Source organism: Arachidicoccus rhizosphaerae, from assembly GCF_900107765.1.
Classification (GTDB): domain Bacteria; phylum Bacteroidota; class Bacteroidia; order Chitinophagales; family Chitinophagaceae; genus Arachidicoccus; species Arachidicoccus rhizosphaerae.
On sequence record NZ_FNQY01000009.1, the window covers coordinates 94658 to 118214 of the forward strand.

A 23557-nucleotide genomic window follows, 5' to 3' on the forward strand; every position below is an offset into this window, starting at 1 on the left:
ATTTTGATAAATCTTATCTTTGCGGACAAATTTACAGCATTTGGATAAGATTAAAGTCGCAGCCGTTAGTTATTTGAATACAAAGCCCTTATTATATGGTGTAAAAAGATCACCAGCCTTGTTGTCCCAGATGGAATTGATTGAGGATTTTCCTTCAAAAATTGGTAAGATGTTGGTAGACAATGAGGTAGATCTGGGGTTGATTCCCGTTGCTTACATACCTCAACTGAAGGACTGGAAAATAGTATCCAATTATTGCATTGGCTCCGTAGGCCCGGTGGAAACCGTTTGTCTGTTCAGTGAAGTGCCGGTCGAACAAATTGAAACCGTTATTTTAGATTACCAGAGTTTTAGTTCAATTAATCTGTGCAAAGTCATCTTTGCTCATTTCTGGAAAAAAAAGGTGACCTATCAAAAGGCGACACCTGGTTATATTGATCAGATTAAAGGTACGACTGCGGGAGTGATTATCGGAGACCGGGTTTTTGAACAAAAATATGGTCTGCATCCTCAAAAATATATTTATGATCTGGCTGAAGTCTGGACTTCATTCACCGGATTGCCTTTTATGATGGCTGCATGGATAGCCAATAAACCCCTCCCAGCGGCTTTTATTCACGACTTTGATTTGGCCAATAAAGTGGGACTAGATAATTTAGCTGCCGTATCAAAGGAGAATCCTTACGGCTATTTTGATCTGGAAACGTATTACAGGGAAAAGATAAGCTATCAGGTAACCGAAGATAAAATGAAAGCACTGGATTTGTTCCTGAATCTCATGAAGCAAACTGAAACGGAGACTGAAATTCAGGACACCTCCAATTAATCAAATCAGTATCCATAAATTTAAAGAAAACGGTCCTTACATTCTTTGACCGACAAGAGATTATGAAACTAGAAAAGACTTATCGTATACTGAGTGCTATATTAATGCCCATTGTATTTATTCTGGCTTTTTTTGGCATGTTGTTTTTGATGGCTGCTTTTTCTAATCCTGCCTTTTTATTTGCTGCCTTTGTTCTGATTTGTGTGACCATATATATGGTAAAATCTACGCAGTTTTACAGACGTAATATTGAACCGGGAATACCTGCCAAGGCAAGTGTAAGGGACTGGATCCGTGTAAATGCTTTTGTGGCTATTTTCTTTGTTTTGCAGGTTATTGTCAGTGCGATTTATTTGCTGGCCATGAAAAAGCAGGTAATGGCCAATTTTCAGGAGCTGTTAAATCAGGTGCAGGATATGCAGCCTGGAGCTGCAAGCGCTTATTCTCCTGAGAATTTATATGCTAGTATGAAAAATATTATGATTTTCTTTATTGTTTTCGATGTATTGCTGGCTGTCCATATTGTCTGCACTTTTAAATTACTTAAAAAATACAGAGACCTTCTCGTTCAGCCTTAATGTTCATAAGCCGGCCTGATAAGATTAGCGAAGGTATTATTTAGGATTGGGGCCTCAAAGTTGCCCAGATAGTTGCTATCTTTGATTTACCATGATCCAGGTAATTCATATTGAAGACATTTTAAGGAAGGATAGCCCTTTTAAAGAGATTCCAATACTGGATATACGAAGCCCGAAAGAGTTTGCAAAGGGACATCTTCCAGGCGCAGTTTCATTCCCTTTATTTACGGATGAGCAAAGAAATGTTGTTGGTACGATCTATCATCAGCAGGGAAGACAAGCCGCTATTTTGCAGGGGTTTGATATTACCGGACCCAAATGGTCAGGGTTTATTAGATCTGCCCTGGAGGAAGCTCCGAATCAAAAGGTAATTGTGCATTGCTGGCGTGGTGGAATGCGCAGTGAAGCTTTGGCCTGGGCGTTAAACTTATATGGATTTGATGTCTTTGTTATTAAAGGAGGTTATAAAAGTTTTCGAAGGTGGTGTTATCGAATTTTTGGCAGCTCGATAAATTTGATCGCCCTTTCCGGTAAAACCGGAGCAAATAAGACTGGTTTGCTGCGTTATATGGCTAATCAGCACTATCAGGTGCTGGATCTGGAGGCCTTGGCCTGCCATCAGGGGTCAGCGTATGGGAGCATGGGAATGCTGATACAACCCTCGCAGGAACAATTTGAGAATAATCTGGCTATTTGTTTAAATAATTTCGAATCAGATGTTCCCGTATGGGTAGAAGATGAGAGTATGACCATTGGGCGTGTTGCCATCCCCCGGACGTTATGGTTAAAACTATGCTCCGCCCCAGTTCTGGAACTGGATGTCCCTTTGGAGAGCCGCATGGAAGTATTGTACCCTCAATATGGTTTACTGGATAAGCAGTTTTTGAAGGAGGCAACCTTGAAGATAAAAAAAAGATTGGGCCCGGATCAGACCAGGGCCGCAATTGCAGATATCGAAAACGGCGAAATGCGGAGTTTTATTCGTCGAGTATTAGGTTATTATGATAAAGCATATCAAAAGAGCAAAATACCATTTCAAGAGAGGAAATGGGCAGAAGTACTGAAAATTGATAATCCCAAAGATTTACCCACGGTTGTTAAATTACTTCTAGAGGCGGCGGTTGATCACAATAGTCTGTTGTTGCCAAAAATGATTAAGAAAGACCAAACAGAGAAATGAAATCAGTTTGGATAGGATAGGAGAAACCGTGTAATTATATAAATAATGGCTAAAATGATAATAGCTGATAATAAACACCCAGGGGATAATATAACTGGTAAAACGGCAACTGATGAAACTCAGGACTCTTCCACGCCAATCAGACTTACAGCTTTTTCGCATGGAGCGGGTTGTGGCTGCAAGATAAGCCCGGCAGTTTTGGATGCTATATTGCCGAAAGATCAGAAGACGGCATTAAAAGATGCCAGGTTGCTTGTTGGCAATCATCAAAGGGATGATGCTGCTGTTTGGCAGATAGATGAAAGCCAATCCTTGATTGCCACAACGGATTTTTTTATGCCCATAGTGGATGACCCTTTTGATTTTGGTAGAGTGGCTGCGGCAAATGCGATCAGCGATGTTTATGCTATGGGAGGGCGTCCTGTCTTGGCACTTGCCATTTTGGGATGGCCTGTAAAATTATTACCTATTGAATTAGCAGGAAAGGTGTTGGATGGGGCCAGAGAAGTCTGCAGAGAAGCTGGCATTACGCTGGCCGGCGGCCATAGTATAGATACACCAGAACCCATTTTCGGGCTGGCAGTAAATGGACTTATCCAGACACGCCATTTAAAAATGAACCAGACTGCCGAACCGGACTGTCGCTTATATTTAACCAAGCCATTGGGGGTGGGGATTTTATCCACTGCGCAGAAAAAAGGACTGGTCCGCCCACAGGACAGTGCAGCTGCATTACGCAATATGACAAGTCTAAATAAAATAGGGGCTTTGTTGGGGGAAATGGAAGCGGTTAGGGCTATGACCGATGTTACAGGTTTTGGACTGCTGGGACATTTGAAAGAAGTCTGTCAGGCCAGTAATATAAATGCTGTCATTGAATTTGAGAATGTTCCAGTGCTTGATAACCTGGACTTTTATCTGGAACAAGGAGCCGTGCCGGGAGGGACGAAGCGTAACTGGGATAGCTATGGCAGATTTATCGGTAATATAACTGAAAGACAAAAGCAGATTCTGGCTGACCCTCAGACAAGTGGAGGATTGCTGGTAGTGGTACGAAATAAACGGGAAGATATCGCATTATTTGAAGAGCTGCTCAGCCGTGAAGGAATAAATATATGGCCTGTTGGCAGGACTGTTTTCAGAAGTCAGGCCGTCAGCGTAAATCCCGATATAAAGCTTGATCAGGAAAATGCAGGTGTCCCAACTGCCTTTAACCAACCTTATATCAGGATTGAATAGGCTTGGCTTATTTATTTGTCCGAATCCTTTGGTTGATTGTCTTCTTGTTTGGCGCCGTCTTTTCTGAACAGATTACCAATGAGGTTGGACGTTTTTTCTGCGACCTTCCGACCTTCCGTGAAAACATCCAGAATAGTTCCTTCTTCATGATGTAAATCCGTGAGTTTTGAATAGGTGATTTTTTGTTGCGGGTATAAAAGGATATAACTGAATTTTGCAAAATATTTATTCAGGTAATAAGAGGTTTTTGCCAATTTAGCATGGTAAGAGCTATAACCTGGTCTGGAGATAACAACAATAAATAAGTCATTAGGCTGTAACTCTCTACTCAGAATTAAGAAGTCATCCCAATCTTCCCAGTTTTCAAAATTGATGGTTAGCGGCTTGGCGGAAGCATGATTGATCGACTCTAAAGTGTCTTTAATAGTGCTGTTGCAATATATGGTCAAAGGCAATCCGCTTTCTTTAGAAATGGTCAGCACTTTACTGACCCAGTGATTGAATCCTTCTTCCCACTCCGCATGTTTGTTTACGACGACTACGATTCTGGCCAGCGTATTGAAAGGCTGAACAGAGTGATGTACGAATACGGTTTGTTCCGTATGACCTAAAATTTGATCGGTAGTTATCCCAATCTGGCTCTTTTTACTCCCTGATTGCGTCACCCCAATAATAATATCCGTAATTAAATGTTCCTTGATGGTAAACAAAATGCCTTTGGAAACACTCTGGTCATAGCGGATAATAGGGGTGATGACCGTATCGGACCCTGCCGCCTGTTCCAAGGCGGTTTTCATCATTTTTTCTGATTCTTTACGCTTGGATTCATCATCGTTTTGTTCTTCCACGACATGTAAGGCAAAGCGCTCGGGTGCTTCTTTGCGGGTATTCATCATGAGTGCCAGATCGACCAGATCGCTTACGGTGTCCGGTTCATCAAAACAGATGAGTACCTTGTCTTTATCTTCGGTGGATTCTTCAGTATTAGCCGTTAGTTCAGCATCTGCAATTCTTTTGGAGGCCTTTTCCACAATCAGCGAACTGACGGTACAAGTCACAAGGATCGTCAGGATGCTACCGTTTAAGATATCTTCATTAAGCAAGCGGATGGGGGTGCCGTCAGGGGCTTCCCCTAAAATAACATTATAGCCCACTAATACGGTAGCCAGTGTCGCAGCCGCCTGAGCCATGCTCAGTCCTCCGATCATGCGTCGTTGGTCTTTACTTAATTTAAATGATTTTTGTGTAAACCAGGCTGCACCTATTTTACCTAGAATGACAACGGCTATCATTACAGCCCCCACCTTCAACCCTCCCAGGCTGCTGAATAATACTTTCACATTGACCAGCATGCCGACACCTACCAGAAAAAAAGGTATAAAGATGGCATTCCCTACAAAACCGATACGGTTCATAAGGGCAGAATTATGCGGAATGAATTTATTGAGCGCAAGCCCTGTGATGAATGCTCCGACAATCGCTTCAATACCGGCTGCTTCGGCCAGAAATCCACCTAAGAATACCATTGCCAGCACAAATATGTATTGACCGATACTGTCTTCATAATGCTTAAAGAACCACCGGGCAATCAATGGGAAGATGAAAATGATGATAAACGCAAAAACAATCATGGAGATGGACAGATTTAACCAGAAACTGCTACCAATTTCCCCCTGAGACATGCCCACAATAACTGCTAAGACCAATAAGGCAAGTATATCTGTAATCATCGTCCCGCCTATGGTAATGGTGACGGATGGGTCAGTGTTAATGCCGTATCTGCTGGCAATAGGGTAGGCCAGCAGTGTGTGTGAAGCCATCATGGAAGCAAATAATATGGAAGTCGTCATTGAATATCCCAGAATATAATAACCGCCAATAGTTCCCAGGATCATAGGGAGGCAGAAGGTGAAAAGACCAAACAATAAACTTCTGAATTTATTCTTATTAAATTCCACCAGGTCTATTTCCAGACCTGCCAGAAACATAATATATAGTAATCCTACGGTTCCAAACAACACAATGCTGCTGTCTCGTAGTAATAAATTGAATCCGTAAGGCCCTACGATGACGCCGGCTATGATAAGTCCGATGATATGAGGGATTTTAATTCGGTTCAGTAGTATCGGTGCAAATAAAATGATAAATAATACCAGGGAAAATATGATTACCGGGTTGGTGAGTGGTAGTGTAAAATCTAATGCGGTTATTAGGGTCATAACATTGTTTTTCAATGAATGTCAAAGGGTTAGCTCAGGATTAGTGCTTTTTAAGGGTCATGTTATATATTATCTGACAATCCGGACGTATAATCGTTCTTTTACCTGTCATGGATAATGAATCATTGGACTGTCTTAAATAGACATTTATCTGTGCACCTACGTCCGCTGTAATGTCGGCGGTCTGCGCGGATAATTGTAAAATTCCATCCTGGTATTTTCCAATATACACCCGGCTGAGAATGTTTTTTGCGTATGCTTGTGCAATAACCGAGCCTCCGGTAAGCGTAAAAGTCCAGCTTTCGGTCTTGGTATCTCCTACCGCTGAACCGGAACAGGTCGCCTGTGTACAGTTCATGGTGACATCCCATTTTCCTGTAAGTTCCGGGAATTGGATCTTGAGAGAGTCCTCTTTAATATGGGCGCTATCCATGCTCTTGGACAGTTCATTTAATTTCGCCTCTTTAAGTGCCAATTCATTTGCTTTCAGAACTAGTTCTTGTTGTTGTTGAATGAGCTGTTTTTGCTGGGCTGCCAGCTTTTGTTCCCGTTCTGCCTGGCCACAACCTGCCAGCAGTATAAAACTGAATGTCAGAAATATAAAAGTAATTTGATGACGCATATTATAATGAACAATTAAAAGGGTTATCTGTTTTGCACTTTAAATATAAGTAATTTTTTTGAATGCCCTTTATGCACTGAAAATGGGATTAACATCCAAAAGCGTGCAAATGAAAGAAAAAAAATCCACCATTCAAGGTTACTTATTGAAAAATTCAAAAAATGTAACGATGTGCGGTGGATGAAAGAAGTGTATAAACAAATACTAATGCTAAAAGGAAAAGCTGATGCTGGCTGTATAATTCCTTGGTGGCATTGGATTTCCCGATCCGGAATAATACTTTTGATTAGATAAATTATTGAGCCGAATGCCAACCTGCGTTTGGCCAAAATGGTAGCCGGCTGTTGCATTTAACAGTAAGTAGGCCGGGATTTCAGTACGGTTATATACATCTGTATAAGCCATGTCTACGTAGTTGCCCCCGGTACCAACGGAAAAATAATGATTTTTATGGAAGGGTATTGTGTAGTTTATCCAGAGATTGCCAATGTTTTTGGGTGCATTGGCGGCTAAATTTCCCTGATAATTACTGGATTTCGTGTATTTGTTTTCATTATAGCCATAGCCCAATAATATGTTGAGTTTGTCAGTGGGGGAGGCTTTAAATTCCAATTCCAGTCCCTTGCTTTGTTGCTTCCCATCTTGTGAATTGAAAAATCCTTGTTCATCATACAGGTTGGCATTGTGGATTTTTATATCATAAATGCTTAAAGTGGCGGAATAACGTTGATCTGGGGCATCCCACTTGATCCCTCCCTCGTATTGTGTAGCATGAATTGGATCTAATTTGACTACGGATCCGTCACTTTTATTGGCGGTGTTTTGATTGCTAAAGCCATCTGTATAGTTAACAAATATAGAGAACTCGTCTTTAATGGGTTGATACACAATGCCTAGTTTTGGAGAAAAGGCTGTCTGACTGTAGGGGGTATTTAAAGTGTAATGGTAATGGTCAGCCCGGAGGCTAAGCATGGCCATCCATTGAGCAGATAAGTACATTAAATCAGAAACGTAAGCTGCATATCTGCTGGCCGTCCATGTGTTAGCTGCAGCGAAACTTGGGCGTTCCGCTATGAATTTATCAACTTTTTTACGCATTATAGGAGTGAAATTATTGATATTGGCTGTGTCGTAGTTTGTAGAATAACCTGCATAATTGAAACTAGTGGATACGTATTCAATGCCTGTTACTATTTTATTTTTTAAACCTAACAAATTAAACTTTCCTGTAAAATTCTGCTGGATATTGACTGAACTGTAATTGTAATCATAATCATACACTAATCTCCTGATACTGTCCTTACTAAGATAATAATTGTACGCAAAATAATTATGATCTACAGAAGAATTGAGCGCACCTATAACTGTGGAAGATTTCCAGTTTTTATCTAGTTGATATTCACTGGTAATGGTGGTATTCTGGCGGATGAGATTTGATTTCATATCATCATCATAAAAAGATTTTTTATAGAGAGGAACATCTTTAACACTTTGGTAGTAGCTGTCGAAACTTTGCCAGGGGGTGGGCGTTTTCTCCGAGCTGTACAGTTCAAATTCCGCTATAATCTGCCATTTTTCCGAGGCTGTATAACTGAAGCTTGGAGATAAACTATAAATATTGCTATGCCCAAAATCCTGAAAGGTTTTTTCACGATCAGCAGCAGCGTTCATCCGGAATAAGAACCTTTTGGAGGAATCTAAGGGGTGATTGTAATCCAGTGTAGCCCTGTTTAACCCCCAGGAGCCGGTTGTAAAACTAAGGCGGGTTGCAGGCTCCCTTTCCGGTCTTTTGGTTACCAGATTAACTGCGCCTCCGTATGAAGCGGCTCCCTGATAAAGGGTGCCTGCCGGCCCTTTCAGCACTTCAATCCTTTCCAGATTAGAAGGCTCATAACTTGTAAAATATGATGGTACACTGGTGCCGTTTCTTGCATTAACGTAGGTCGTAAATCCTCTGGATGTAATGGAGAAATAACCTCCTGCGCTGTTGTTAGGAACAACGCCTGCAACATTTTGCATAGCCTGGTCAATAGTTGTGATTTGTTGCTGGTCAATAAGCGTATGACTTATTACATTATAAACTTGTGGGTTTTCAAGGTTTTTTAGAGGCATGCGGGCAACAAATACACTTTTATTGTCGGGTAGTAAATTGGTATGAACGGTAACTGTTTTTAGTGGGGATGTTGTGTCTTTAAGGACGATGTTTAAATGGAAGCTATCTTCTGAAGAATTGAGTAGTAATATGTGTCTGTTTTGTTTATAGCCAGCCGCACTAATTACTAAAGTGTCTTTACAGGGATGTAATATTTTCAGGTTAAACAACCCCTGCTGGTTGCTGAGGGTATATATATTTTGATGAATAAGATGAACCGATACTGCGGCAATAGGGTGACCTTCTTCGGAAATAATTTGCCCTGAAATTTGTTTTTGACTGATAGCTATATGGCTGGATAGAAGGCATAACAAAGACAGGAACAATTTGAGATTGTTCTTTTTTGAATAAAACATGGTGATGGACTTTTTTTAAAATTGATGCAAAGGTGAACTAGCTCCTGCCGATTTTGTTAACGATATCTGGAAAAATTGGAACGATATCGGGAATTTTAATGGCTTTGGGGAAAGGGATTTAATGAATCAGCTATCAGTTGACTGAGTTTTGCCTTGAAAATTTTCGTATATTTGGTAAGGATACATTTAAGAATATGTCTTAATTTTAAACCTATTGCAAATGGAAGCAAAATTGCAATTATTTGCGCTGACCAGATCAGGAGATGTGCGTGCGGAAGATGTCCTAATAGAGGAAGACCCAAGCGTGCCTAAACATCCCAGACTAGGATTTGCCAGACGATTTTTGCAGCATATTGTCTCTGATAATTATCCTGCCATTCTTATAGGAGATCAGTTTAAAGAAAATACCTTACTCTTTACCTTTAAAATACTGCATGTGCATATCACCAGAGCGGATCAATATGCCGGAGAAAAAAGAGTAGTGGTAACGGGGATGCTCATTGATTAAAGGAATGGATGGAACAAAAAAGGAACCATTCTTGAAGAAAAATGGTTCCAATACAAATGGATGAAACTTAATGGAATCGCCAAATTGGGGTTGCGTCTTCCTTAATGGACGATTTCAAGAACATTAGGCATAAACTAGCCTTTGGTTTTGCAGCTTAACTTTATGATGCAGTCTCAGACCACATTTATTGATGATTAAACTGCAATCAAAATTTCGTTTGCATAACTCGTCTTTTAGAACGGCGAGATAGACTTTTCGAATGGTGTTTCCACCCAGACACTTAACCTGCTTGTTGAAACGGTGGATTAATTCTTCATCCGGCAGATGATTAAATTCTGCTTTAAACAATAGCGCTTGTTCCTGTAATAAAACTTCGTAATTCATTGCAATAATTTTTTTGTAGTTAAAAAATATTGCATCAAAGAATGCTGCTTAAAACTTTTGGATACATTCAACTTTTTTGGTTTGTTTGACCCTCATCGTTTGACCACCGTAGCTTTTCTCGCTCGGTTGGCGTTAATTGTAATCGCTTAACTTCTTGATGCGGATACAAAAATAAGCGACATCTGATTACTAGCCAAATAAATCTACTAAAATTGTAGACTAATGGCTTTTGAGTTGATTTAATTAATTGAATATTAAATATTTAGTAAATAAAAAAAATATATTTTTACGTCTACCTAAATATGCTGAATTAAAAGAAAGGTACTATTTGAATAAAAAGCGTTGGGACATTTCAGTTATTGAATATGTCTGATTTAATGGGATCTGTTACAGAGGCAATATAAATAATATGCCAGACAGCTGGTGTAAATGCATTAAAGTGAGTGATATAGTTTTCTGAAAATTATATGGGATGGAATGCAAAAGACCCTACATTTGTTGCTTAACAATTGGAATATCTTGGCGATATTCTTAAAGCTAATTTTATGGAAACAAAAAAGTGGACCACAGAAGAAATTCTTTCTATTTATAATAAGCCTTTATTAGAATTAGTGCATGAAGCTGCGGTAGTACACCGTAAATTTCATGATCCCAATAAGGTGCAGATTAGTTCTTTGATTTCTATAAAGACAGGCGGATGTCCTGAAGATTGCGGATATTGTCCGCAGGCGGCACGCTATCATACTGAAGTAAAGATGCATGAGCTGTTGCCGGTACATCAGGTCAAAGCACAGGCGTTACGTGCCAAGCAACACGGTATATCCAGGGTCTGTCTGGGAGCGGCATGGCGTAACGTAAAGGATGGGGAAGAATTTGATCAGGTATTGGAAATGGTGCGGACTGTTACCAAACTTGATATGGAAGTCTGTTGTACTTTGGGAATGCTTACGGAGAACCAGGCAAAAAGACTGGAAGAAGCGGGTCTGTATGCCTACAATCATAATATTGACAGCTCTGAAGATTATTACAAGGAAGTAATATCAACCAGAGGTTTTGAGGACAGGTTAGAAACCATAGGAAATGTGCGTAAAACCTCTATTACTGTTTGTTCCGGCGGTATTATTGGTATGGGAGAGTCTGTTGAAGACCGCTGTGATATGCTCAGAATACTGGCAAATATGTATCCCCAGCCGGAAAGCGTTCCCATTAATGCACTGGTGGCCGTAGAGGGCACCCCTATGGAAGATCAAAAGCCTGTTTCCATTTTTGAAATGGTACGGATGGTTGCTACAACAAGGATTGTTATAGCAGCTACACAAGTGAGATTGTCGGCTGGCAGGACCAGCATGAGTGCGGAAGGGCAGACCCTTTGTTTTTTAGCGGGTGCAAATTCAATATTTGCCGGCGATAAATTATTGACTACGCCAAACCCGGATATCAATGAGGATAAATTATTATTTAAGGAGTTAGGGATTGTTCCGCAAGCCCCTTTCGAAAAGCATCCTAAAAGGAATGTCATAGAAAAAGAAAATGCCAACGTTCATGCAAAGGGTGAAAATCCAAAGTGGACCAGGCCTGGACATAAAATTGAGCGCAACGAATCTCACAGGTATAAAGGCTCCCTGAAAGAAGCGGCATCCAGTTTAAAATGGGTGGATTTTGAATCCAAAAGGTAAGCATTAGAACTGATAGGCCACGTTTTCTGAAATAATAGAAACGGGCTAACAGATGGAGTCTGTCAGCCCGTTTTAGGGATACTGATCTATGTACATTTTGATTAGATAGGCATTTGAACAGAGATCAAAAAGTTGATATTTTGCTTGTCTTTCATGAAGTTTTCTTACGCAGGTTTAGCTACCATCAAAAATATGATTGCCAAAGCCACGAGGAATATAAAAATACCGGTATATAAACCCTTTTTATTCAGGGACTGATAATTCTTGCTACCCATGCCTTCCTTGGAAAGTGTGGCAATTTGTTTTCTTAAAAGAGGGCTATAAACGGCCATGCCTGTTACGGCAGCCAGTATAAACAAAAGGAGGGAAACCCATAGCCAGGTAATATGCAGCGGATTAAGATGGAGGTACCAGCATAATCCAAGGCCGGACAAAAGGCTGAGTATATATGCCGGATTGGCAACTACATCATCTAGTTTCTGGATCCCCTTAAGGGCAAAGCTGAGATGTGCCGGATTTTTGTGCCCGACAAATAACCACAGTGGATAACTTAAGTTTGCTCCCAGTGCGATAATGGCCATTAATATATGGACTGTTTTTAAAATGGCATATAGCGATAACATATCTTGAATTTTACCTGAACAATTTGAATTTAAGGAATCTTGTGTCTGATATAATGCCGGAACAAAGGTTGGATAAATCTTTGGATGGGTCAAACCATTTACCTAAACACTCACCGAGCTGTTCACCGATGTTTTTTTGTGAAGTTGATGGAGCCTTTCTTGTCAGAAAGTAAGGCGCATTTTTAGGATGTCTAAGGGCTTTTTAATGTCCATTTGACTGTATAACTCAATAAACAGTGGCTTTTGAAGTGATTTTATTGATTAAAGTTGTTGCCTTGATTTTGGAAAGTTTAAAAACTAACATTTTTCTGACAATCCCCGGTGGGTATCTTGCTTATCTTTAGTCCTGCTAAAGAAGCTTCCGGTAAGCCATGGATGTCTTCTAGGTTATCAGTGAAAATATTTTACTTGCAATCATTTAAAATTCTTTTTATGCAAAACATTCAAATTGGAAATACAGATTTAAAAGTGATGCCGATCAACTTGGGTGGCAATGTATTTGGCTGGACACTTAATGAAACGGAATCCTTTAAGATTCTGGACGGTTTTCTGGATAGAGGTTTTAATTTTATTGATACAGCAGATGTATATTCAGTCTGGGGCGGCCCGGAAAACAAAGGTGGGGAATCAGAAACCATTATTGGCAAATGGATGAAAGCCAGGGGCAACAGAGACAAGGTGGTAATTGCCACCAAAGTAGGGTGGGATTTTAAGGATGGCAGAAAGGGGCTGAAAGCGGATTATATCCAAAAGGCTTCTGAGGATTCTTTAAGAAGATTGCAGGTAGATTATATAGATCTATATTACAATCATATTGATACCGGTGAGGTACCGCTAGAGGAAACCCTGGGCGCTTTTAAATCGCTGATAGATGCGGGGAAGGTTCGTTATATTGCTGCTTCCAATGTGCCGGCAGACCGGTTAAAAGCATCGCTGGAATTGGCGTCTACCGGTAGTTATCCTGCTTATCAGGCTTTACAACCCCATTATAATCTGGTAGATAAGGCTGGATATGATGCGCAATTACAACAACTGGCCAGCCAGTATAATTTAACTGTGTTCCCTTACTGGTCGCTGGCGGGCGGTTTTTTAACGGGTAAATACCATACGAAAGAGGATCTGGGTCAAAGCATCAGAGGATTACATGTTAAAAAATACCTGACCTCTGAAGGCCTTGCCATTATTGATCTTTTAAAGGAGCTGTCTGTTAAGTATAGCGTGACGCCTGCAGCAATCGCATTAGCATGGTTATTTTTTACACCTATGGTGGGGGCGCCGCTATCCAGTGCCACCAAGGCTGCTCATCTGGATATTTTAGCCTCTGTTCCGGAGTTGGTAGGTAAAATTGAAAAAAGCGATATTGATCGCTTAACTGAGCTTTCGGATAAAATGCGATATAACCAGGAAGGTTAAGGGTTGAAGCAATGACTTGACCTTGCTTACCATTAAATATTCAGACATTATTTTAAAACGGCTAAGTTCTTATAAAGTAGAAAGGCTGCCTGCATTTCCCGAAGGGGAGATTGCAGACAGCCTTTCTTTCACTTATAAAAACAAAAATCGGAACCTAAAATAAATATTATTGACCTTGCGCCAGGCTATAAACTTTTTGTCCATTGAGCTCAAGTAAAGTTTCAACAGAGGTAATCTGGAATGCAGTAGCCAGGCTGGAATAAAGATCAATGATGCTTTGCTGGGTTATAGCTCCATTGGCAGGTGCTTCAAATCGCAGGGTATAGCTGTCTACCAGTACGGTATATTTGCTGCCTGTCGGCCAGACCTGCGTTCCGCGGTTGCTGATATTAATTAATGGCAGCTCCTTGGTGCTGAACTTTTCAGCGATTGCCGCAATCGCATCAGGCTGCAGGATGCTGTCAATAAAGAAGTCTGCTCCTGCCAGGGTTTTAGTAGCAGGTTCCTTTGAATGAATCAACAGGTTCTCTTTTAATTCAGGTACAGAAACAGTTACGGGTTGGTCCGGTTCCGCTGTTTTAGCGCCTAGCTTGGGTTGCCTACCAAAGTTTTCAATGATTTTAGACGCAAATTCAGTCGTATTTAGGGATGCCGTTGATTTATCTCCAAAGTCCCCTGTATGGATTCCCTGTTCCAGGGTATACAATAAGGCATTTTCTATTTTAGCCGCTGTTTCGGTTAGTCCTAAGTGGTGGAGCATCGCAATACCACTTAAAAGCAGGGCGGTCGGATTGGCGATGTTTTTGCCTGCGATATCTGGTGCGGTACCATGCACCGCTTCAAATATGCAGATATTATCTCCAATGTTGGCGCTGGGCGCAAATCCCAGACCACCTACCAGACCCGCACAAAGGTCGCTCACAATATCTCCTTGCAGATTGGTTAATACCAGTACGTCAAAAGATTCAGGACGCGTAACCATTTTCATACAAAGATCGTCAACGATAATATCGTCACTGTTTAATTCCGGGTATTCGGCTGCTATTTTACGGAAAGTATTTAGGAACATTCCGTCTGTAATCTTCATGATATTGGCTTTGTGTACACAGGTTACACGGCGTGCCTTTTTCTGTTTGGCCATTTCAAAGGCGTAACGAATTACCTGTTCACTTCCAGGACGGGTAATGATGCGCCGGCTAATGGCGACGTCTTCTGTTAGCTGGTGCTCAATACCACCATAAGTGTCTTCAATATTTTCACGAACAACTGTTAGATCGATAGGGATGCCCGCTTTACTAAATACGGTATTTACACCATGAAGCGTCTGGAAAGTTCTTTTGTTCGCATAGGTATTCCAGGTTTTTCTGGCGGTGACATTGATGCTTTTAACGCCTTTTCCTTTAGGGGTCTCCATCGGACCTTTGAATAAAATACCTAATTTTTCAATGGTAGCTTTGGCTTCTGGTGTCATACCGTTCCCGATACCTTTGTCAAAAACCCATTTACCCATTTCTACAAAATGGTACTGCAGCGGAGCCTCGGCAGCCTTAAAAATGGAAAGGACTGCCTCCATAATCTCTGGGCCGATTCCATCTCCTTTAGCAACGGCTATTTCAATCATAATTTATCAGTTGTAATATTGTGATATATTTTAATAAGACGGAGCAAAGTTACTTGAATTCAGAAGAATTCTGTGTTAAAGCGCAAACGATTCTGTTATGATAAAAGTAGGGTACGTTGTTAAAGGATTGCCATATTTTACCCGTTGTTTCGTCAATTTCGTATAGTTATGGGGTAAATATTGGTAAAAGATATGGTTTTTGGGGAGAAAACTGAGGTTTTTTTTTCGAAGGTAATAACTGCTTTTTAGAGGGCTAAATATGTGTAATTGTATGACATATTATAGGCGAGCATTTGGCTCTTTAATTAAAATTTTGATGCGGAGTCCCAAACAGGGGAAGGTTCCGGAATAAATTTTTTTGACTCTCATTGAGTTTTAGGCCCGATTTTTTCAGATTTTTGTATATTGAGCCTGAATTTAGGAAGTTCTATAGATCTTACTTAAAGAACATCCTGATTTTGAATAATCAACCCAATGAATGAACAAGCAGCATCCTTTCTGGCCAAAGCGGCCGTTAAGGCTGGCGATCTGAGTCATCGCCAGACAATAAATTTTAATATATCCAAATATAATGCGGCAGTGCCTAAAGGCAAGACGCAATTCCATGATATTGAGAGCGCCAGGCAATTAGCTAAGAATGCCAAATGGCAGGCTATTGAACATTTGGACGAATCACTACTGAATTTTGAAAAGCAGATAACCGGCAGAGGCGCCAAGGTTGTCTGGGCGGAAGATGCGGCTCAGGCGCTGGCGGCTATTGGAGAAATTTGTCAGCTAAAAAACTGCAAGACGGTGGTAAAGAGTAAGAGCATGGTTACTGAAGAGGTCCATTTGAATGCTTTTTTAGAAGAAAATGGAATAGAAAGTATTGAAACGGACCTTGGTGAATATATCCAGCAGTTGGACAAGGAACCGCCTTATCATATTGTCACACCGGCTATGCATAAGAATAAGGAACAGATTGCCCGGCTGTTTACAGATAAATTAGGGGCTCCAGCCAATATGCCGCCAGAGCAATTAACTATTTTTGCCCGTCATCAGTTAAGAGAGAAGTTTACGCAGGCTGAGGTTGGCGTCACGGGTGCTAATTTTATTATAGCAGATATCGGGGGAATTGCCATAACGGAAAATGAGGGCAATGCGCGGCTAACCACGGCTTTCCCGAAAACACATATTGTAATTGTCGGAATAGAAAAGGTGATTCCCACTTTACAGGACCTTTCTTTATTCTGGCCACTATTATCCACTTATGGTACAGGGCAGAAAGTGACTTCTTATAATACCCTGATTACCGGGCCCAGACAAAGCGGTGAAACAGATGGACCTGATGAGATGTATGTTATTTTACTGGATAATGGCCGGACCAATATGCTGAAAAAGCCGGAAGCCAGGCAGGCGCTCTATTGTATCCGGTGCGGCTCTTGCCTGAATGCATGTCCGATTTATAAAAATATTGGCGGTCATGCTTATGAAGCCACTTATAGCGGACCGATAGGATCGGTCATAACACCCCATTTAAAGGGGATGAAACAATATAATCATTTAAGTTACGCCTCTTCTCTGTGTGGTAGTTGCACACAGGCATGTCCTGTCAGAATAGATTTGCATGAATTGTTACTGGTAAACCGCCATGAAGCTGTAAAAGAAGGAGACAATACCCTGGCCGAGAAAATGGCCTGGAAAGCCTGGAAGACAGTCAGCATGCACCGTTCTTTAATGAATATGGGTAATGGAACCCTTAAAAATAAAATGGTCAACCGTATTTTTACTGACTGGACAACATTCCGGGGGGATTTGAATTTCAGCCAAAAAACATTTAATGAGCTCTGGAAACAACAACAGAAATCGCCGGCAGAGACCATTAGCAAGCCTAAAAAGAATAAAAAAGGATTTTATTCCTGACAATATTTAGGCAACCTAACCTAGCTGAAGCGCAGAAATTAAATTTTGATTTTTAACCATTTAAAATAATAAATAATTAAGACATATAATGTGCCTGTAATATTCAATTAAAACAAAAACAAAAAAACACAAAAAATCAGACAGATCACGTAAGGTACCTGTCCAACTAATTTACTCCATAACTCCATATTAAAAAAATGACTAAAAAAGCGTTTTCATGGTCCGATGAATGTGAGCCACATAAGCTCAGGACTAAAGAGATTATTCAAAAACACCCGGGAATCAGAAATCTGATTGGCCGTAACCGGATTACTTTTCTTGTAATTTTATTTTGTGTTGCACTGCAGACCATGCTGGCCTTCTGGCTCAAAGATGTTGCCTGGTATTGGATGCTGTTGGCCGCTTATTGTCTTGGGGCTTTTATAGATCATACGCTGTTCGTATGTGTACATGAATGTTCCCATAATCTGATCTTCAAAAACAGGGGCCTTAATACGATGGCCAGTTTGATTGCAAACCTGCCCTTGGTATTTGCGAGCTCCATATCCTTCAAAAAGTATCATCTTAAGCATCATGCCTTTCAGGGGATTGTGAATCTGGATGCGGATATGCCCGGAGAATGGGAGGCCAAACTGGTAGGCAATTCAACAATAGGCAAGGGGCTCTGGCTGCTCTTTTATCCAGTGGTACAGGCGACTCGTCTGGCTAGAATGAGCAAAGAAATTAAGGCCATTGACGGTTTAACCATACTTAATTGGTTGATTCAGATTGTTTATGTGGCTGCGATAATTTATTTCTGGGGCTGGATGGCCATCTTGTATCAGCTTGTGAGCTTTTTCTTTTCGGTGGGTTTGCATCCATTAGGTGCCCGTTGGGTCCAGGAACATTTTTTAACCCATGGCGAGCAGGAGACCAAAAGTTATTACGGACCTTTAAATGTTGTGAACCTGAATGTAGGATATCATAATGAACATCATGATTTTCCGTCTGTGCCCTGGAATCAGCTGCCTAAACTGCATAAAGAGGCTCCTGAGTATTATGAAAGCCTGGGTTCCCATAAGTCCTATACTATATTATTATTAAAGTTTTTATTCGATCCCGGACTGTCCGTCTATTCCAGGATGGCCCGAGATAAAAGAGGGAAAACCAAGTAATTAATGATAAAGTGGCCCGAGCGTTGCCGGGTATTTTATGCGATAATTATATAAGCTGCAGATCTGAAGGATACTTATAAGTAAAATAATATAAAATATTTTAATATAAGCATCTGTTTGATCTGCAGCTTTTCTTTTCTGAAAATTTATGGAAAATTACTTTTCTGATAACTGTCTGGTCATTCGCTAAATTCCCGTGAAATGGTTTGATGGTCTAATGTCTTTGCGTTAAATTTGCACATCCATAAACAATAAACATATTGCAATGTCAGTATTAGTCAATAAGGATTCAAAAGTAATTGTACAGGGTTTCACCGGTACAGAAGGTACATTCCACGCTTCGCAGATGCTGGAATACGGTACGCAGGTCGTAGGTGGCGTAACCCCTGGGAAAGGTGGACAAACCCATCTGGATCGCCCCGTTTTTAATACAGTAGCGGATGCGGTTAAGGCAACTGGAGCGAATGTAAGCATCATTTTTGTGCCACCGGCCTTTGCTGCTGATGCTGTTTTTGAGGCTGCTAATGCTGGTATTGAATTAATCGTATGTATTACCGAAGGTATTCCCGTACAAGACATGGTGAAAGTGAAAAGCTTTCTGGAAGGGAAAAGTGCTCGTCTAATCGGCCCTAACTGTCCTGGTGTGATTACTGCAGAACAGGCAAAAGTGGGTATCATGCCTGGATTTATCTTTAAAGCAGGTAGAGTAGGGATTGTTTCTAAATCCGGAACTTTAACCTATGAGGCTGCAGATCAGGTAGTAAAAGCCGGTCTGGGTATTTCAACTGCCATTGGTATTGGTGGAGATCCTATCATCGGAACCACCACCAAAGAAGCTGTTGAACTTTTAATGAATGATCCGGAAACAGATGCGATCATTATGATTGGGGAAATCGGCGGATCCATGGAGGCTGATGCCGCTAAATGGATTAAAGAAAATAACCGTAAACCAGTCGTCGGGTTTATTGCCGGTCAGACTGCCCCTGCCGGCCGCAGGATGGGACATGCCGGAGCCATTATCGGAGGTGCTGATGATACGGCTGCCGCCAAAATGAAGATTCTGGCAGAAAACGGAGTGACGGTTGTCGCCAGCCCGGCTGATATCGGCAAAACTTTAGCTGAAGTTTTATCTAAAGGTAAATAATTGATTATCATCTTTATATAAAGAATGATTAAAAATAAACGCACCTCAAACGGTGCGTTTATTTTTTGTTTCAAGTACCGTTGGCAGGCAGACGAATAATCTTTATTTTGCTGTATTAGGCGAAATAACTACCTTTGCACCCTTAATTTTATTTTTTAACAAAAACAAATTCAGGGTAATGAACAATTACGAATTGATGGTGATTTTAACCCCTGTGCTTTCTGAGGACGAATTTAAAGCGGCTCAGAAAAAATACACTGATTTTCTTACTGAAAACGGTGGTACTGTAACGCACAGCAATCCCTGGGGTCTTAAATCACTGGCGTATCCTATCCAGAAAAAAACAACTGCCCTTTACTGGGTTCTGGAGTACAGTGCGTCATCCGACTTCAATGAGAAACTTAAAATTCAGTTTCTGCGTGACGACCAAGTATTGCGTCACATGATCACTAGCCTCGACAAATACGCCGTCGAGTATAATGCGAAAAAGAGAAGTGGCGTACCAACCGGTAACGAAAAAGCAGCAGAAGCATAAGTTATGGCAAAATCAAACGAAATCAAGTATCTTACTGCGATCAAGCAGGAGAAAACTAAAAAGAAATTCTGCCGTTTCAAAAAATACGGTATTCGCTACATCGATTATAAAGATGTTGAGTTTCTGAAAAAATTCATCAACGAGCAAGGTAAATTATTGCCTCGTCGTCTGACTGGTAACAGCCTGAAATATCAGCGCAAAGTATCTGACGCTGTTAAGAAAGCACGCCAGATGGCTTTATTACCTTATGTTACCGACTTATTCAAATAGTCAATTTATTTTAGTCACCTTCCCTAACTCCTTTTAAAGGAAGACAGTTTCCAAACTGGGTTACGGAACTAAACAAACAACAATGCAAGTAGTTTTAATCAAGGATGTAGATAATCTGGGTGCACCGGATGAACTGGTAACAGTGAAAAACGGTTATGCACGTAATTATCTGATTCCTCAGAAATTCGCAGTGGAAGCTAATCCTTCCAATCTTAAACAGCTTAACGAGCGTTTAAAGGTAAAAGCCAAAAAAGCAGCTGCTATGCTGGCTGAAATCAACAAAGTTATCGAAGTTTTACAGGCTGAGCCTGCCCTGAAACTGGGTGCTAAGACTGGTACTTCCGGTAAAATCTTTGGTAGTGTCACTTCTTTACAGATTGCACGCGCTATCCGTGAGCAAAAAGGCTACGATATTGATCGTAAACACATCAGTATTGTGGACGAAGTTAAAGAACTGGGTACTTACAAAGCCAATATCGATTTTGGTAATGGCAATGCCACTGAAGTTAACTTCGAAGTGGTAGGCGAATAATTCTAATCGCACTTTTTTTTTTGCCCGCTCTGAGTTTCAGGGCGGGCTTTTTTGGCATGTATTAACGGTATTTTGGCACAGTTTATCGGCTTGCAAAAATGTTTTTCCCGATTGCGTAAATGCTTTGGATTGCCTCATAGTAATTTTGCGACCTCAAATCAATCATTTCTATTCCGTACGTTAAACAAAATCGATGAAAAAGCTCTTATTATTACTAATTATGTCCAGCCTGGCCGTCTTTGCTATGGCCCGTGGCAATGATAAAGATGATGATGCCAAAAGAGGTACAATTAAAGGACAGGTCCTGACAAGCGATGGGGCGATAGCAGCAGGTGTTTCTGTTTCCATTGAACATACAAATTATAATACACTGGCAGATGATGCCGGTGAATTCAGCTTCAAGGTGCTTCCGGGTACCTATACGCTTATTGCGACATATGTCGGTTATGCGCCCGTCAGACAGGAAGTCACAGTTGAAGAGAAAAAAGAAGTGGAGGTAACCTTGCATCTGAGTCTGACACACAATGAATTAAAGGATGTTATCGTATATTCTAAACGCAATGGCTATAAAATCAATAATACTTCACCAACCTTACGTCTGGATGAGCCTCTTTTAGAAGTGCCTCAGAATATTCAGGAAGTAAGCGCAATGGCTTTGGCTGACCAAGGTGTTACCCAATTTGATCAGGGTGCGATTCGTAATGTTAGTGGCGCTACCAAATTGGAACACTGGGCGGATTATACCCGTATTAATATGCGTGGTTCCAGAGCCTCTGAATTCAGAAATGGAATGAATGTAACTTCCACCTGGGGACCTTTAACAGCGGATATGTCTGTTGTGGATCGTATTGAATTCGTAAAAGGACCCGCCGGCTTCATGATGAGTAATGGAGAACCGAGTGGTATCTTTAATATTGTCACCAAAAAGCCTACTGGCGTGACAAAGGGAGAAGCTTCTGTAGTTCTGGGCAGTTATGATTTTTATAGAGGTGCTATTGATCTGGATGGTCAGCTGGATAAAAATAACAGATTACAGTACCGTTTTAATATAATGGGGCAATCAGCAGGCTCTTTCCAGAAATATGGTTACAATGACCGTGTTACGATTTCACCGGTGATTAAATATCTGGTAGATGATAAAACCGATGTGACGGTGGAATATTTATATCAATATGCCAGAATGCAGGACGGTGGTGCTGCCTATGTGTATTCTCCAAAAGGTTATGGAGATTTGCCCAGAGATTTTTCAACCGCTTTTGCAGGCATTAAGCCCAATATTTTTAATGACAACAGCGTGACTTTGTATTTGCACCATCAGTTTAATCCAAACTGGAAATTGACGGTCCAGGGTTCTTATATGAACATGAATAAAGAAGCCTCAGACCTTTGGCCCAGCTCGCTGGATTCTAATGGGAAAATGATTCGTGCCATCTCTTTAAGCGATGCCATTATTCGTCAAAAATTTGCACAGGCTTTTCTAAATGGGAAAGTACAGACAGGTGGTATACAGCACCGTATTTTGGTGGGGCTTGATATGGGAGATAAGAATAATTATTATGACTGGGGGCAAAACCAGATTTTAGATAAGAATGACCCTACAGCTGATGATTATGCGCCTTTTGATATCTATAATCCCGGAAACGGCACGCCTTCTAACGGGTTGCCGGTATTTGACCGCTCCATAGGATTATTGCAAAGGTCAGCAGCCGCAGGAACCTATACCAGCCAGTCATACACAGGCCTTTACCTGCAGGACGAGTTAGGTTTTTTTGATAACAGCTTGCGTTTAACGCTGGCAGGGCGTTATACCTATGTTACTCAAAACGATTATGGATCTACCTATAGTGCTAAAAAAGTAACCCCAAGAATTGGTCTTAGTTATACTATTGATGCAAATACTTCTGTATATGCTCTTTACGATCAGGCCTTTAATCCCCAATCGGGTCTTTTAAGAGGCAATAAGTCTCCAAAACCGATGACGGGTAATAATATGGAAATTGGTGTCAAAAGAGACTGGTTTGGGGGACGTTGGAATACAACCCTCTCTGCTTACAGGATTCTTAAAAACGGAAATTTAGTGAGCGATCCTGATACCAGCGGTGGCAACCAGGACTTTAAATACTCTTTGCAGATTGGCCAGACTAAAGTGCAGGGACTGGAATTTGATGTCCATGGGGAAATTGTTCAGGGCCTGAATCTTATTCTGAACTATGCTTTGACTGATTCTAAAGTTACCAAGGATATAGATCCGGCCAATATAGGTCAGAAGGAAACAGGCTTTGCCAAACATGTTTCTAACGGATGGTTAACCTATACCATTGGCAATGGCGCCCTCAAAGGTTTTGGGATCTCTGCAGGATATACTTTCCAGGGGGACCGTTCTACCTGGGCCTGGGCTTCCACAACGCAAAAAGGCCTGCCTGATTATTTCAGAATGGATGGTGGCCTGTTCTGGAAAGGGCAGAAGTTGTCTGTTAATCTGAATGTAAACAACTTGTTTGACAGATACCTTTATTCCGGAGCGCCTTATGCTAACTTCTACTATTATCAGGCAGAAGCGGGCAGAAATTTAAAACTTAGTTTTGCTTATCGTTTTTAAGCTAATTGCCGAAAAACAGATATA

The 23557-nt window shown here is 41.0% G+C and carries 19 protein-coding genes, 1 pseudogene and 1 riboswitch; of the genes and pseudogenes, 14 read left to right on the forward strand and 6 right to left on the reverse strand.

The genetic code is table 11. From position 1 onward, the window contains the following. Positions 1 to 40 precede the first annotated feature (40 nt). The 4 genes and pseudogenes from BLU80_RS09380 to selD all read left to right on the forward strand — a co-directional run. Positions 41 to 826: a menaquinone biosynthetic enzyme MqnA/MqnD family protein gene (locus tag BLU80_RS09380; protein ID WP_091397333.1), complete on the forward strand. Its 786-nt coding sequence runs from the start codon at positions 41 to 43 to the stop codon at positions 824 to 826. A 62-nt stretch (positions 827 to 888) separates the two neighbouring features. After that, positions 889 to 1404, forward strand: a complete 516-nt coding sequence (locus BLU80_RS09385; RefSeq protein ID WP_139188119.1) for a hypothetical protein — start codon at positions 889 to 891, stop codon at positions 1402 to 1404. 91 nt (positions 1405 to 1495) lie between these two features. Further along, positions 1496 to 2584: a tRNA 2-selenouridine(34) synthase MnmH gene (gene mnmH / locus BLU80_RS09390; RefSeq protein WP_091397130.1), complete on the forward strand. Its 1089-nt coding sequence runs from the start codon at positions 1496 to 1498 to the stop codon at positions 2582 to 2584. Between the two features lie 45 nt (positions 2585 to 2629). Next, positions 2630 to 3736: pseudogene (gene selD, locus BLU80_RS09395) on the forward strand (selenide, water dikinase SelD); the annotation flags it as partial. Positions 3737 to 3834: 98 nt separating this feature from the next. On the opposite strand, the gene BLU80_RS09400 reads toward selD, so the two are convergent. The 3 genes from BLU80_RS09400 to BLU80_RS09410 form a co-directional block, all read right to left on the reverse strand. Continuing rightward, positions 3835 to 6042: a cation:proton antiporter gene (locus BLU80_RS09400; RefSeq protein ID WP_091397134.1), complete on the reverse strand. Its 2208-nt coding sequence runs from the start codon at positions 6040 to 6042 to the stop codon at positions 3835 to 3837. Between the two features lie 40 nt (positions 6043 to 6082). Further along, complete coding sequence (locus tag BLU80_RS09405; protein WP_091397138.1) at positions 6083 to 6664, reverse strand: hypothetical protein; 582 nt, start codon at positions 6662 to 6664, stop codon at positions 6083 to 6085. 210 nt (positions 6665 to 6874) lie between these two features. Next, the gene (locus BLU80_RS09410; protein ID WP_091397141.1) at positions 6875 to 9172 is read right to left on the reverse strand and encodes a TonB-dependent receptor; all 2298 of its coding nucleotides are present in this window, start codon (positions 9170 to 9172) and stop codon (positions 6875 to 6877) included. A 220-nt stretch (positions 9173 to 9392) separates the two neighbouring features. Here BLU80_RS09410 and BLU80_RS09415 point away from each other — a divergent pair, with 220 nt between their 5' ends. Continuing rightward, positions 9393 to 9680 (forward strand): hypothetical protein, encoded by a 288-nt coding sequence (locus BLU80_RS09415; protein ID WP_091397145.1) that lies wholly within the window; start codon positions 9393 to 9395, stop codon positions 9678 to 9680. Between the two features lie 123 nt (positions 9681 to 9803). Here the strand turns inward: BLU80_RS09415 and BLU80_RS09420 are convergent, their stop codons facing one another. Further along, positions 9804 to 10064, reverse strand: a complete 261-nt coding sequence (locus tag BLU80_RS09420) for a hypothetical protein (RefSeq protein ID WP_091397150.1) — start codon at positions 10062 to 10064, stop codon at positions 9804 to 9806. A 62-nt stretch (positions 10065 to 10126) separates the two neighbouring features. After that, positions 10127 to 10230, reverse strand: a riboswitch (SAM-I-IV-variant riboswitch). 379 nt (positions 10231 to 10609) lie between these two features. Here BLU80_RS09420 and bioB point away from each other — a divergent pair. After that, the gene (bioB, locus tag BLU80_RS09425) at positions 10610 to 11740 is read left to right on the forward strand and encodes a biotin synthase BioB (protein ID WP_091397155.1); all 1131 of its coding nucleotides are present in this window, start codon (positions 10610 to 10612) and stop codon (positions 11738 to 11740) included. 164 nt (positions 11741 to 11904) lie between these two features. Here bioB and BLU80_RS09430 read toward each other — a convergent pair whose 3' ends face one another. After that, positions 11905 to 12363, reverse strand: coding sequence for a DUF2269 family protein (locus BLU80_RS09430; RefSeq protein WP_091397159.1), 459 nt, complete (start codon positions 12361 to 12363; stop codon positions 11905 to 11907). Between the two features lie 432 nt (positions 12364 to 12795). Between BLU80_RS09430 and BLU80_RS09435 the strand changes: the two genes are divergently transcribed. Further along, positions 12796 to 13776, forward strand: coding sequence for an aldo/keto reductase (locus tag BLU80_RS09435; protein ID WP_091397164.1), 981 nt, complete (start codon positions 12796 to 12798; stop codon positions 13774 to 13776). A gap of 166 nt (positions 13777 to 13942) precedes the next feature. Here the strand turns inward: BLU80_RS09435 and BLU80_RS09440 are convergent, their stop codons facing one another. Next, the gene (locus BLU80_RS09440; protein ID WP_244518849.1) at positions 13943 to 15397 is read right to left on the reverse strand and encodes an NADP-dependent isocitrate dehydrogenase; all 1455 of its coding nucleotides are present in this window, start codon (positions 15395 to 15397) and stop codon (positions 13943 to 13945) included. 474 nt (positions 15398 to 15871) lie between these two features. Here BLU80_RS09440 and BLU80_RS09445 point away from each other — a divergent pair, with 474 nt between their 5' ends. From BLU80_RS09445 to BLU80_RS09475, 7 genes are all read left to right on the forward strand, one after another. Further along, positions 15872 to 17299 (forward strand): LutB/LldF family L-lactate oxidation iron-sulfur protein, encoded by a 1428-nt coding sequence (locus BLU80_RS09445; RefSeq protein ID WP_091397168.1) that lies wholly within the window; start codon positions 15872 to 15874, stop codon positions 17297 to 17299. Positions 17300 to 17496: 197 nt separating this feature from the next. Next, positions 17497 to 18453: a fatty acid desaturase gene (locus BLU80_RS09450; RefSeq protein ID WP_091397172.1), complete on the forward strand. Its 957-nt coding sequence runs from the start codon at positions 17497 to 17499 to the stop codon at positions 18451 to 18453. 265 nt (positions 18454 to 18718) lie between these two features. Then, positions 18719 to 19597, forward strand: a complete 879-nt coding sequence (sucD, locus tag BLU80_RS09455) for a succinate--CoA ligase subunit alpha (RefSeq protein WP_091397177.1) — start codon at positions 18719 to 18721, stop codon at positions 19595 to 19597. Between the two features lie 178 nt (positions 19598 to 19775). Beyond that, a complete protein-coding gene (gene rpsF, locus BLU80_RS09460; protein ID WP_091397342.1) occupies positions 19776 to 20132 on the forward strand; it encodes a 30S ribosomal protein S6 in 357 nt (118 codons plus the stop codon). 3 nt (positions 20133 to 20135) lie between these two features. Next, positions 20136 to 20402 carry a 30S ribosomal protein S18 gene (rpsR, locus tag BLU80_RS09465; protein ID WP_091397181.1) on the forward strand — a complete coding sequence of 89 codons (267 nt, stop codon included), beginning with the start codon at positions 20136 to 20138 and terminating at the stop codon, positions 20400 to 20402. An 82-nt stretch (positions 20403 to 20484) separates the two neighbouring features. Continuing rightward, positions 20485 to 20934 carry a 50S ribosomal protein L9 gene (gene rplI, locus BLU80_RS09470; RefSeq protein WP_091397186.1) on the forward strand — a complete coding sequence of 150 codons (450 nt, stop codon included), beginning with the start codon at positions 20485 to 20487 and terminating at the stop codon, positions 20932 to 20934. Between the two features lie 193 nt (positions 20935 to 21127). Beyond that, the gene (locus BLU80_RS09475; RefSeq protein ID WP_091397189.1) at positions 21128 to 23533 is read left to right on the forward strand and encodes a TonB-dependent siderophore receptor; all 2406 of its coding nucleotides are present in this window, start codon (positions 21128 to 21130) and stop codon (positions 23531 to 23533) included. Positions 23534 to 23557: the final 24 nt, after the last annotated feature.